Genomic DNA, 13188 nt, shown 5'->3' with positions numbered 1-13188 from the left:
ACGTTTAGTGATGGAGGGATTCCGTTGGGTTTGCCTCCGCGTTGCCCGGCGCCGGGACGTTGCCGAAACGTTTTGCATACAGGGCGGTGATAATCGGAACCAGAATCGCCGTCACAATCACGCTGGCGGCAACCAGCGCCGTGGCGGACGCGGCGACGGGTTCAAACGCCGGGTTAATCTGCGCGATGATCACCGGGTTAGCTACCGCAGCGCCTGCCGCAGAGGAGGCCGCGACGCCCGCAGTGCCGTTACCGCCGCCAATGACGCGGTCTGCGATAATCAACGGGATACCGGTAATAATGATAACCGCGACACCCAGCAGGATACCCAGCAGGCCGGTATCGACAATCACGCTCAGGTTAATGGTGTTACCCAGCGCAAAGCCGAAGAACGGGATCAGCACCGGCGTAGCTTTGCTGAAGAATGCGCGCAGGTCGTGGTCCAGGTTGCCTAATGTGAAGCCAATCAGGAACGGCAGCACGGCGCCGACAAAGTGATGCGGTTCGAAGGAGGCGAGGCCTGCGGAACCCAGAATCACCATCGTCATCAGCGGGCCTGATTCCAGAGACATCAGGACGAACGCGCCGGACTCTTCTTTGGTGCCGTACTGGTTCATCAGGCTGGCGTACAGGCCGCCGTTGGTCATGTCCATTGCGGAGACGATCGCCAGTACGGACAAACCGGCGAAGAAGCCGGTTTGAATACCGGTATCCGGGATAAACGAGGCGGCAATCATCGCGACCACCCACGCCACGGCTATTTTAGTAATAACCAGCGTACCCGATTTACGTAATACCGTCCCGGTAGCGCGTAAATCAATCGAGGCGCCAATACAGAAGAACCAGACGGCCAGAATTGGCACGGTGCCGCTGATCATGCCTTTTGTAAATGAACCAAAATAGGCGCCGGTATCCGGGGCCAGGGTATTTAACATTGCGCCGAGCAGCAGAGGGATCAACATCATCCCGCCAGGGATGCGTTCAATCGTGGCTTTAATTTTCATAAAAGTCCTCACATCTTGTCGCGCGGAACTAACGGACAAGTCGATAAATATTATTTAATTTCAATTTGTTATTTCACAAAGAGAACGGCGGGAAACCCTCTTTCTCCCTGCGTGATACATAATCGAATGTGGCATACGTCTGTTTGTCACAATCCTCAGGGATGTTGCGTCGGGTGTTATCTTGCATTCAGTGGAATATTGATTCAATCAAAATAAAACACTGTTTTAGTTATCTTCATCACATATTTTGCGTAAAGGCCAGGGAACGCGATGATTATTAAAAATGCTGTAAATTGTTTGTGAAGAGTTATGGCGTATTTTTTGCTAGCAGCATAATAGTGACGGACGTGATATTTCGAAAAGAATAACGAAATCGCCTCTCATTTATTGTCAATAATGCGCTTTGCTGACAATGTAAAAATACAGATAAAAATGCCCTTATTTACGCCCGCTGACGAAACGGCAATATATGTGTGAAGTTGATCACAAATTTAAACACTGGTAGGGTAAAGAGGTCATTAACCGCCCAATCAGGCGTCAACAGGTTCGGTTGTACAGACCTTGACCAGTCAGTGTAAGTAAACCTGCTACGCTTGTTCTACGAGGAATTGTGCCCGCACGATTCCAACGCTCGACGGTGACGTTAGCGCTTTGTGCGCCAATGAATGCAGTATGTAGCGAGACAGGGCTTAGTCTACGAGGACAGCTATGCTGAAAAGGAAAAAAGTAAAACCGATTACGCTTCGCGATGTGACCATTATTGATGATGGTAAACTGCGTAAAGCGATTACCGCAGCCTCGCTGGGTAATGCGATGGAGTGGTTTGATTTTGGTGTTTATGGGTTTGTCGCCTACGCGTTAGGTAAAGTGTTTTTCCCGGGGGCTGACCCCAGCGTGCAGATGATTGCCGCACTTGCCACCTTCTCCGTTCCCTTCCTGATTCGACCGCTTGGCGGCTTATTCTTCGGTATGCTCGGCGATAAATATGGTCGCCAGAAGATTCTTGCCATCACGATTGTGATTATGTCGATCAGTACGTTCTGTATCGGGTTGATTCCCTCTTATGCCTCTATCGGCATCTGGGCGCCGATACTGCTGCTGCTGTGTAAGATGGCGCAGGGCTTCTCGGTCGGCGGCGAATATACCGGCGCGTCGATCTTTGTCGCCGAATACTCGCCGGACCGTAAACGCGGCTTTATGGGAAGCTGGCTGGACTTCGGCTCCATTGCGGGCTTCGTGCTGGGCGCGGGCGTGGTGGTGCTGATCTCCACCGTTGTCGGCGAGGAGAACTTCCTCGACTGGGGCTGGCGTATTCCGTTCTTCATCGCACTGCCGCTAGGGATCATAGGTCTTTATCTGCGTCATGCGCTGGAAGAGACCCCGGCCTTCCAGCAGCATGTGGATAAGCTGGAGCAGGGCGATCGCGAAGGTTTGCAGGAAGGGCCAAAAGTCTCCTTTAAAGAGATTGCAACCAAACACTGGCGCAGCCTGCTGGCGTGTATCGGCCTGGTGATTGCCACCAATGTGACCTACTACATGCTGCTCACCTATATGCCGAGCTACCTGTCGCATAACCTGCACTACTCGGAAGACCACGGCGTGCTGATTATTATCGCCATCATGATCGGGATGCTGTTTGTGCAGCCGGTGATGGGGCTGCTCAGTGACCGTTTCGGTCGTCGTCCGTTTGTGATTATGGGCAGTATCGCGCTGTTTGCGCTGGCTATTCCGGCCTTTATTCTGATCAACAGTAATATTATCGGCCTGATTTTTGCCGGTCTGCTGATGCTGGCGGTGATCCTGAACTGCTTTACCGGGGTGATGGCCTCTTCTCTGCCAGCGATGTTCCCGACGCACATCCGTTACAGCGCGCTGGCGGCGGCGTTTAATATCTCGGTGCTGATTGCAGGTCTGACGCCGACCCTGGCCGCCTGGCTGGTGGAAAGCTCGCAGAACCTGATGATGCCAGCCTATTACCTGATGGCGATTGCGGTCGTCGGTTTTATTACCGGTATTACCATGAAAGAGACCGCCAACCGTCCGCTGAAAGGGGCGACGCCAGCGGCCTCGGATATCCAGGAAGCGAAAGAAATCCTTGGCGAGCACTACGATAATATCGAGCAGAAAATCGAAGATATCGATCAGGAGATTGAGGAGTTGCAGGCTAAACGTTCGCGGTTAGTGCAGCAGCATCCGCGTATTGACGAGTAAGCTTTAGCGCACCGCCTGATGGCGCTGCGCTTATCAGGCCTACAGACGGTGCAACACCTTTGCCTGATGGCGCTACGCTTATCAGGCCTACAGGCTGCGTTTATCAGGCTGACAAATCTTAATGTTCGCTTAATCTTCGTCAGGCATACTCTCCTCCAGACCATCGGAGGAGAGTGTGATGAAAACGCGAATGTATGAAAGTCTGACAACCCTGTTCAGTATGCTGATTGTCAGTAGTTTCCTGTATGTCTGGGTCACGACTTACTGATCTCTTTTCAACAGCACCCACGCGCGGGTTCCCGTCGTTCCCACACGGTTTTGCAAAAAGAATTGCCCGTGGTGCAGCTGCGTGATGCGGGAGACGATGCTCAATCCCAGCCCGATACCGCCATAGCGGCTGTCCATGCGGACAAACGCTTCACTTAACTCCCCGCATTTACTTTCATCAATTCCCGGCCCTTCGTCTTCGACGGCCATCATCGCGTCGCTTTCCGCATTATTGAGGATAATGGTGATGGTTGACCCTTTCGGACTGTAGCGGTGCGCATTTTCCACAAGATTACGCAACAGCATACGCAGTAGCGTGGCATCGCCGCGCACGGTGGCGTCTGCTGTGCTTTCCGGCAGTTGCAGCGTCTGCTGGCGTGTTTCCAGCATGGTGTTCAGTTCATCGTAAGAGGGCAGGATCACATCATCCAGCAGCTTCACCGACTGGTAATTACCGGATGAGAACGACTGCCCCACGCGTGCTAATTGCAGCAGCTGCGAAACGCTGTCCATCATTTGATCAAGACGCGCAATCAGCGGCGTGACGTTAACGTTGTGCGCTTTCGCCAGCAGTTCCAGATGCAGACGCACGCCCGCCAGCGGCGTGCGTAGCTCGTGGGCGACGTCGGCGGTGAACAGGCGTTCATTCTCCAGCGTTGTCGTCAGGCGAGTGACCAGTTGGTTAAGCGCCGAGACAACGGCTTCAATTTCAATCGTCGAGCTGTGAATGTCGATGGGCGTCAGGTTATCGGCCGTGCGGGCTTCCAGCTCTTTTTGCAGGTCGGCAAGCGGGCGGGTGATGCGCCGGACGGCCTGATAGCAGATCAGCAGCGTCAGGCTGACCATAAACACGGCGGGAACGATCAGGCTGGCGACCGCTTCGCGAACCTCATGCCTGATGTGCCGATCGTTATTCCTGTCCTCCAGCAGCGCCTGCTCGAAAAGCTCAATCTGCTCGGTGCTCTCGTGCCATAGCCAGAAGGTGCTGATCAGTTGCAGCACCAGCAGGATAGAGCCAATGGTCAGCATCAGACGCTGACGAAGGGTCATCGGTCTGTGCAGAAAACGCGTAAGGTTCACTTAGTTTTCCTCAACGGCAACCAGCATATAACCAAACCCGCGCACCGTGCGGATACGTGATTTCCCCACTTTGTCGCGCAGGTTGTGAATATGCACTTCCAGGGTATTGGTTGACGGTTCGTTATCCCAGTTATAGATGTCGTTATACAAGATTTCACGGTGTACCGGGCTGCCTGCTTTGAGCATCAGCCGCGACAGCAGCGCATACTCTTTGGGCGTTAAGATAAGCTCTTGCCCGGCCAGCCACACCTGACGACGCCCCAGATTCAGCATCAGATTGCCGACGGTCAATTCGCTTTCACCCTGATTGTGATGACGACGCAGCAGCGCGCGAATACGCGCATGTAACTCCTCCAGCGCAAACGGCTTCACCAGATAATCATCCGCCCCGACATCCAGCCCGGTGATGCGGTCGTTGAGCGTGTCGCGGGCGGTGAGGATCAATACCGGAAGGGTGTATTTTTTCTGTCTTATTCGCGTCAGAAAGTGCAGACCGTCCTCATCAGGCAACCCAAGATCCAGCACGACCAGGCTGTAATGCCCTGTTTCCAGACAGTGTTCCGCCGCCCGGGCGGTAGAAACGCCGTCGCAGGCGTAACCCTCCGTTTGTGCAGCGAGTATCAGTCCCTGTAATAACAGCGTATCGTCTTCAACAATCAGAATTTTCATTCAGTTAGCCTCCTGCAAGGTTGCAGAATATCGTCTGCGGCCTGGTAGTTCCTGGTCTGTACGCCCGTTAATCCGAGCATGGTTGAGAAAAGATTGTCCTGCGAGAAATCCTCCTGGGCTGCCCGCTTTTGCAAACATGTCAGGTCTGTCCGGTAACGTTTCTGATAATCCTCCGAGAGCCAGAGGAGCATCGGGATATGCTTTTGCGCATCCGGCGCAATGGCGTATGGCAGCCCATGCAAATAGACGCCATTTTCTCCTAAAGATTCACCGTGGTCGGAAAGATAGACCAGGCTGGTGGTGAATTTATCCTGATGCGCTTTTAATATATTGATTGCCTTATCAACAATATAGTCCACGTACAGTACGGTATTATCGTAAGTATTCACTAACTGTTGCTGTGAACAGGTCTGAATTTCATTGGTGTCGCAGGTCGGGGTAAATTGCGCAAACTGCGGCGGATAACGGTGATAATAGGTCGGGCCGTGGCTGCCGATGGTGTGCAGCACAATGACGCCGTCGCCCTGGAGTTTATCGATGTATTCCTCCAGCCCGTGAAAGAGCACTTCGTCGTAACATTCGCCGTTAATGCACTGACCCGGCAATTTCAGCGCGGTCATATCCTGATGCGGCACGCGATCGCAGGCGCCTTTACAGCCGCCGTCGTTATCGTTCCACAGCACGCTAACTCCGGCTCGTTGAATGATGTCCAGCAACCCTTCCTGATGGTGCGCCAGCCCTTCGTTGTAGTGTTTACGCGGCATACCGGAAAACATGCAGGGAACCGAGATCGCCGTTGCGGTGCCGCAGGAGGTGGTGTGCGGGAAGTAGACCACATTATCCTGCGCCAGACGCGGGTTGGTTTGCCGTGAATAGCCAGACAGCGAGAAGTTATCCCCACGCGAGGTTTCGCCGACGATCAGGATGGTCAGATTATGTCGTTTTTCTTTCAGCATCGCGGGATTGCGATGCGCATCTTCGCCAATGCGTACCAAAGGCAGGTTGGCGAGTTGCTCATGTGAATACCACGACCAACTGGCGACCAGGCTGTTCGACGGGCTGAGAGACTTGATCAGCTCTTTGTTATTGCGAAAAAGCGAGGCGTAATCTTTGTAGAAGCAGGCGGCGACCAGCACGATCAGCAAAAGCGAAGCCAGCACGTTGAGGGCGCGATACGCGCCGCTGCGTAATGTCAGAGAGGTCGGTTTGATTTTGATGCTACAGGCGATTACCGCCGCCAGAAGGCCGCTTAATCCCAGCGTAAGCGCCATTTGCGGCGTGACCAGCGCGAACGTTTCTGCCGGTGTGGTATCCATCATGTTGGCGATCATGGAGCGGTCCATGACGATGCCGTAGGTCATGATGAAGTATTGCGCGGCGGCGCCCGTCAGAATAAAGAGGCAGGCCAGCGGGCGGTTAAGCCACAGGAACGACGCCAGCGTCAGTACGATATTGATGACGCTAAACGCGACAAGCGGCATGGATAAAAACACCAGCACGTTGTGCATTGAATCCAGCGGCAGGGCTTGCATCACCTGCTTGTAGAAAGCGATGTTCAGACAGACGGCGATGTAGAATGAAAGGAGTAACAGCCAGGTAATGTGTCCGAGGGTCGGTCTTTTTAAAACGCGCTTCAGCATTATGGTATGTCCATCAACTAAGTGCGCCGATCCTCGCAAAGCAACATTAAGCCAACCTTAATTTTTTAAGGTTGTGGGGCGACCTGCGATCGTCGCCACAGGACTGATAAACGTAGCGCCATCGGGGGGTAAACGGCGTATCCGCCATGCTGTAAATAAAGGGAAAAACGGCCCGACAGGATCGCCGGGCCGGGCAGGTTATTTCGCGCAGTTCGCGCACTGTTTGCTGACAATCTGCTGGAAGAAATCGTTGCCTTTGTCATCCACCAGGATAAACGCCGGGAAGTCTTCCACTTCGATTTTCCAGATCGCTTCCATCCCCAGTTCCGGGTACTCCACGCACTCCAGATGCTTGATACTCTGCTGCGCCAGCACCGCAGCCGGGCCGCCAATGCTGCCCAGATAGAAGCCGCCGTATTTGTGGCAGGCGTCGGTGACCTGCTGGCTACGGTTGCCTTTCGCCAGCATGATCATGCTGCCGCCGTGAGATTGCAGCAGGTCAACGTAGGAGTCCATGCGTCCTGCGGTGGTTGGCCCCAGGGAGCCGGACGGGTAGCCTGCTGGCGTTTTCGCCGGGCCTGCGTAGTAGATGGGGTGATCTTTAATGTACTGCGGCAGACCTTCACCGGATTCGATGCGCTCTTTCAGCTTCGCATGGGCGATATCGCGACCGACGATGATGGTGCCGCTCAGCGACAGGCGGGTTGATACCGGGTACTGTGAAAGCTGGGCGAGGATCTCTTTCATCGGCCGGTTGAGGTCAACTTTCACCACTTCGCCTTCACCGGCCTGACGCAGGGCTTCCGGGATGTACTGCGCGGGATTGTGTTCCAGTTTTTCGATCCAGATCCCTTCACGGTTGATTTTGGCTTTGATGTTGCGGTCAGCCGAGCAGGAGACGCCCATGCCGACCGGGCAGGACGCGCCGTGACGCGGCAGGCGGATTACCCGGATATCGTGCGCGAAGTATTTACCGCCAAACTGTGCGCCGAGGCCGAGCTTCTGCGCCTCTTCCAGCAGTTCCTGTTCCAGTTGAATATCGCGGAAGGCCTGGCCGTGTTCGTTACCTTCAGTCGGCAGACCGTCGTAATAATGCGTACTGGCCAGCTTCACGGTTTTCAGCGTGCTTTCCGCCGATGTCCCGCCAATCACAAACGCGATGTGGTACGGCGGGCAGGCTGCGGTGCCCAGAGTGCGCATTTTCTCAACGAGGAAGTTTTTCAGCTTGCCGGGCGTTAGCAGCGCTTTGGTTTCCTGATACAGATAGGTTTTGTTCGCCGAGCCGCCGCCTTTTGCCACGCAGAGGAACTTGTATTCATCGCCATCAACCGTGTAGAGGTCGATTTGCGCGGGCAGGTTGGTGCCGGTGTTGACCTCTTTGTACATATCCAGCGCGGCGTTCTGCGAATAGCGCAGGTTGTCTTCGATATAGGTGTTGAACACGCCTTTGGAGAGCGCGGCTTCATCGCCGCCGCCCGTCCAGACGCGCTGGCCCTTTTTACCGACGATAATCGCCGTGCCGGTATCCTGGCAGGTCGGCAGAACGCCTTTAGCGGCAATTTCGGAGTTGCGTAAAAATTGCAGCGCGACGTACTTATCGTTTTCGCTGGCTTCGGGGTCATGGAGAATGGAGGCGACTTGTTGCTGGTGCTCCGGGCGGAGCATAAAGGAGGCATCGTGGAAGGCTTGCTGGGCCAGGAGCGTCAGGGCCTGTGGCTCAACCTTCAGTATCGACTCTCCTTCAAATTCGCCAACGCTAACGTGATCGGAGGTCAGGAGATAATACTCCGTTTTGTCTTCCCCCATCGGGAAAGGCGCCTGATATATAAATTCTTTATTCGACATATGCTTCCAGCCTTTTTAATTATCCTGAATTATTTGAATTGTATAGATGGCGTGCCGCGCGATAACGGGCGGCACGCAAGGTGCTGTTACAGGAACCCGTACATGGCGGCGAAGATCCAGCCAAATACACAGGAGACGCTTACGCCAATCAAACCGGGCAGAATAAAGCTGTGGTTAATGACGAAGCGACCAATGTGGGTGGTGCCGGAACGGTCGAACTGAATCGCGGCCAGATCGCTCGGGTAGGTCGGCAGAATGTAGTAGCCATAGCACGCTGGTGCTGACGCCACGATGTAAGCCGGGTCTACGCCGATAGCCAGTGCCAACGGAACAATCGCCGCCAGCGCCGCCGCCTGGGAGTTTACAAACTTGGAGACCAGCAGCAGAACAATCGCATAGGCCCACGGATACTCTTTCACCATTTCGCCCAGCACGCTTTCGATTTCAGTCATGTGCGCGCCGAACATGGTTTCCGCCATCCAGGCAATACCGTACACCGCCACAATCGCGATCATACCTGAACGGAAGACTTCATTTTTTGAGATAGAAGCAGGATTGGTTTTTGTCAGGATAATAATCAGCGCGCCGGTCAGCAGCATGAACATTTGAATGACCAGTACCATCGACAGCGGTTTGCCGCCGAAGACCGGACGCAGTTCAGAGAAGGCGCCTAACAGAGCGACAACGGCGATGGCCGACAGGAAGATCCACATGGCCAGCCAGTTGCTTTTCGGCAGTTTTTTATCCAGCAGCGTGGCGGTGTCGCCATACACGTAGTGGTAGTTTTCCGGGACGGAGATGAACTTCTGGAACTCTTCGTCTTTATCCAGATCTTTACCACGGAACCAGCTGAAAATACCGATAGCCAGGATACCCAGCAGGGTCGATGGAATGGTGATGGAAAGCAGGTCAAGGAACTCCAGATGCTTACCGTTAAAAGTGAAGTTACCCAGCATCGCGACCAGCGAAACGACCGCCACAGAAACCGGGCTGGCGATGATCCCCATCTGCGCGCCGATAGAACTGGCTGCCATAGGACGTTCCGGGCGAATATTGTTCTTAATCGCGACGTCGTAGATGATGGGCAGAATGGTGTACACCACATGGCCCGTACCGCACAGGATGGTCAGCGTGCAGGTTACAAACGGGGCGACGATGGAGACGTATTTGGGGTTGCGACGCAGCAGCTTCTCGGCAATCTGCAACATCACATCCAGGCCGCCGGAGGCCTGTAGCGTGGCGGAGGCGGCGACCACGGCGATGATCACCAGCATTACGTCGACGGGCGGTTTACCCGGCTGGAGGTGGAAAACAAAGACCAGAATGACCAGACCGATACCGCCTAATAAACCCAGCGCGATACCGCCTTTTCTGGCGCCATAAAACAAACACACTAATATTATGATAAGTTGTATACTAAATAACATTTATCTACCCTCGCGATAAACCTGTTTAATTTTTGATAAATAGATCACAGTCATGTTCTGTTTTTTGTGAATTGTCCTCAGAGCCTGACGAATATTCGCTTTGTCTGTATTGATGATTAATCTCTAAACATGAAATAAGAATTTTTCAGTAAATCATGAGTCATTCTTGGCTTCTGTTTATGGCGTATTCAGAGAACGAAGCTCCCTGGCGATGGGCTGGTTAACAAAGAAGAGCAGGGCAGGTTGTGTGTTTTGTATTCTATGTCACTGAATTTCAGGAACATATCGTCTGCTCACAAAAATAGCGTTATTTTAATTTTTTTTATGTGTCCGGTGAATCCCAGACTACTCCTTTATAGTTAAAAATACACACTCTACGAGTCACATAATACTTAATTAACTTTTGTTACCGTTTTTGAAATTAAAAACAATGTGACGCTTCTGAATAATAAGCTGATGAATTAAAACATATTTTTGTTCATATTTGATCTGGCACAAATTCTCTATTTTTGAGGGTGTAACTTGTGCCTTTGTTATTTTTCATTATTGTAATAATTGTTACCTTTATATAACGCATAATGCGAAGCGGCTTCTTTTCTACTGGCAATATTGCTTAAGTAAAGAATAATGTTCGGCCTGAATACGATAACGGTAAACCGGTCTGCCGGTCACGCCATAATGGATGCTGGTAAACAGAATATGGCAATTGACCAGCCAGATAAGATATTTACGGCAGGAAACGCGGGAAATATTGACCTCATTCGCCAGCTCGTCAGTTGAAAATTCCTGGTCCTGGTGCGCATCGATCCACTGACACAGGGTGCGCAGCGTTTGCGGCGTCAGCCCTTTAGGCAGGCGTCGGGTATCTGGCTCATTGGATGAACTGCCGTGAATCAGCCGATCCAGCTCTGATTGTTCATAATACTGGTGCTTCTCCATCGCCGTTTTCTTTTGCAGCCAGCCGGTCAGCGCCTCTTCAAAGCGGGAAGCCTGAAACGGTTTGATCAAATAATCGACCACGCCGTAATGGAGCGAATCTTTGATGGTGGTGGCGTCGGCGGCGGAGGAGATAACGATGACGTCACATTTGCATCCGGCGCTGTGCAGGACGGGCAGCAGGTCCAGCCCGTTCTCCTTCTGCATGTAAATATCCAGTAAAATCAGATCAATATGGTTTTCGCCATCGAAGATAAACGCTTTTGCTTTCTCCAGCGTAGACGCGGTGCCGCAGCAGTGAAAGCCAGCGATCTGCGCAACATAGCGGCGGTTTAACTCTGCTACCATCGCATCGTCATCGACAATTAAAACATTGATCATATGCTGGTCCTCTCCCCGTCCCAGGGTATTTGAACAAAAAATTGTGTGAAGATCCCGGGTTCCGATTCGACGGTAATATTGCCGCCGATACTCTCAACTTGCTGTTTTACTATCGCCAGACCGACGCCACGCTCCGTTCCCTTTGACGAAACGCCTTTGTCAAAAATTTGCTCTATGCGTTCGGGGTCAATTCCCGGCCCGTCATCGTTGACTTCACAATGCAGCCAGCCATGCCGATAATGCAAGGATACGCTGATTTCACCGCCGGGTTGTTGACCTAGCGCCTCCAGCGCGTTTTCAATTAAATTGCCCAGAATGGTAATCAATACGGTGATTTGATCTTCATTACGGCTGTCCGGTAATCGACTTTCATTGCTAATCACCAGGCTGTGCCCTAAATCGGAGGTGCGATTAATCTTACTGAGCAAAAAGCCTGCGATAACGGGCGACTTTATTTTCCCCAACAGTGAGCCGATCTCTTCCTGATAGTTATTAGCCGTCTTAATAATATAATCTTCAAGCTGCTTATAACTCTTCAGATGCAATAATCCCAGAATGACATGTAATTTGTTCATAAATTCGTGGGATCGTTCACGGAGTGCATCCGCGTAGTTGACCATTCCGTCCAGACGCTGCATGAGCTGGCGGACTTCTGTTTTGTCCCTGAACGTGGAGATCGCGCCGATGATTTTTCCATTGCTGCGCACCGGAACGGTGTTGATAAGCAGCAGACGATCTTTAACGGTAATCTCTTCATCCCGGCGCGGCGTACCGTCGCGGAGCACGTCGTTCAGATTCACTACCTGCGACCAGGCGTGGCTAAGCGAGGATAAGTGCGCGTCATCCTGCGATTTGCGGTAATCGAGAAGTTCCTGCGCCGCCTGGTTGATTAACGTCACCTCGCCGCTATCGTCAACGGCGACCACCCCCTCTTTGATGGATTGCAACATCGCCTGGCGCTGCTCAAACAGCGTGGAAATTTCATACGGCTCCAGGCCGAACAGGATGCGTTTGAGCACCTTCACCAGCACGTAAGTGCCCAGCAATCCCACCAGTGCGCCGAACAGAATCGACCAGATGATGCTCCAGCGGCTGTTGTTGATCTGCTCCGTTACTCTGCTGAGTTCAAGGCCAATCGCCACGACGCCGATCTGCTGATGATTGTCGTCATAAATGGGCGTGAAAACCCGCAGCGCTTTGGCAAGAAAACCGCGATTGATGGCGACATTTTCATGCCCCTGTAGCGCCAGCAGGATGTCGTCGCCTTTAAACGGCTGGCCGATTCGCTGCGCTTCCGGGTGCGAATAGCGAATGCTTTTCATATCGGTAATTACGATAAATAACATATCGTTGCGTTTGCGAACCGCCTCGGCGATCGCCTGAATGCCGCTCTCTGTCGGCTTTTGCTTCATACGCTGGCGAATTTCCGGGGAGTCCGCCAGCGTACGGGCGACCGCCAGCGCTTTGTCTGCCAGCGCGTCGCGCGTCATGTGGCTGATCTGTGAGAAATAAATCAGATGGACGACGAGCAGCACGGAGAACAACACGGCGCTGACCATCAATATCACGGTCGTGCCGAGTTTCATCTGGCGTTTTCGTCCAGCGCGGCGTTGCAGAGAATGTTTCATCGCGATCCTGAGATTACACATTGTGTGGGTATTATCCCTGATGGGACGGGTAATTCAAAGGAGGTAGGGAAAGACAGGGGCATAAGCACGCTATCGCCCGG

10 protein-coding genes are annotated in these 13188 nt (G+C 52.9%); 2 read left to right on the top strand and 8 right to left on the bottom strand.

The genetic code is table 11. The annotated features are described in order from the left end of the window. Positions 1 to 4: 4 nt before the first annotated feature. Positions 5 to 1003 (bottom strand): 2-keto-3-deoxygluconate transporter, encoded by a 999-nt coding sequence (gene kdgT, locus OGV79_RS04595; protein WP_286467854.1) that lies wholly within the window; start codon positions 1001 to 1003, stop codon positions 5 to 7. Between the two features lie 708 nt (positions 1004 to 1711). On the opposite strand from kdgT, the gene proP reads away from it, so the two are divergent. Together proP and pmrR are read left to right on the top strand one after the other, a co-directional pair. Continuing rightward, on the top strand, positions 1712 to 3214 hold the full coding sequence (gene proP / locus OGV79_RS04590) for a glycine betaine/L-proline transporter ProP (RefSeq protein ID WP_047459579.1): 1503 nt from the start codon (positions 1712 to 1714) through the stop codon (positions 3212 to 3214). A gap of 178 nt (positions 3215 to 3392) precedes the next feature. Continuing rightward, positions 3393 to 3482, top strand: coding sequence for an LpxT activity modulator PmrR (gene pmrR, locus OGV79_RS04585; RefSeq protein WP_052194426.1), 90 nt, complete (start codon positions 3393 to 3395; stop codon positions 3480 to 3482). Here pmrR and pmrB read toward each other — a convergent pair. The 7 genes from pmrB to OGV79_RS04550 form a co-directional block, all read right to left on the bottom strand. Then, complete coding sequence (gene pmrB / locus OGV79_RS04580) at positions 3476 to 4561, bottom strand: two-component system sensor histidine kinase PmrB (protein ID WP_024130816.1); 1086 nt, start codon at positions 4559 to 4561, stop codon at positions 3476 to 3478. The two genes, pmrR and pmrB, sit on opposite strands and share 7 nt — an antisense overlap. Then, positions 4562 to 5230 carry a two-component system response regulator PmrA gene (gene pmrA / locus OGV79_RS04575; RefSeq protein ID WP_012134524.1) on the bottom strand — a complete coding sequence of 223 codons (669 nt, stop codon included), beginning with the start codon at positions 5228 to 5230 and terminating at the stop codon, positions 4562 to 4564. Continuing rightward, complete coding sequence (eptA, locus tag OGV79_RS04570; protein WP_058668434.1) at positions 5227 to 6870, bottom strand: phosphoethanolamine transferase EptA; 1644 nt, start codon at positions 6868 to 6870, stop codon at positions 5227 to 5229. The genes pmrA and eptA overlap by 4 nt, the downstream gene beginning before the upstream one ends. 198 nt (positions 6871 to 7068) lie before the next feature. After that, positions 7069 to 8715, bottom strand: coding sequence for a class I fumarate hydratase FumA (gene fumA, locus OGV79_RS04565; RefSeq protein WP_047459573.1), 1647 nt, complete (start codon positions 8713 to 8715; stop codon positions 7069 to 7071). A gap of 86 nt (positions 8716 to 8801) precedes the next feature. Continuing rightward, the gene (dcuB, locus tag OGV79_RS04560; protein ID WP_012134520.1) at positions 8802 to 10142 is read right to left on the bottom strand and encodes an anaerobic C4-dicarboxylate transporter DcuB; all 1341 of its coding nucleotides are present in this window, start codon (positions 10140 to 10142) and stop codon (positions 8802 to 8804) included. A gap of 597 nt (positions 10143 to 10739) precedes the next feature. Next, a complete protein-coding gene (dcuR, locus tag OGV79_RS04555; RefSeq protein WP_049011800.1) occupies positions 10740 to 11459 on the bottom strand; it encodes a two-component system response regulator DcuR in 720 nt (239 codons plus the stop codon). Continuing rightward, positions 11456 to 13087, bottom strand: a complete 1632-nt coding sequence (locus OGV79_RS04550; protein ID WP_047459570.1) for a sensor histidine kinase — start codon at positions 13085 to 13087, stop codon at positions 11456 to 11458. Before OGV79_RS04550 ends, dcuR begins: the two co-directional genes overlap by 4 nt. Positions 13088 to 13188 lie beyond the last annotated feature (101 nt).

The sequence above is a fragment of the Citrobacter sp. CK185 genome (assembly GCF_030333565.1).
GTDB classification, from domain to species: domain Bacteria; phylum Pseudomonadota; class Gammaproteobacteria; order Enterobacterales; family Enterobacteriaceae; genus Citrobacter_B; species Citrobacter_B koseri.
Note: the sequence above shows the minus strand (reverse complement) of the source record. Positions and strands in the feature narration are given on the sequence as shown.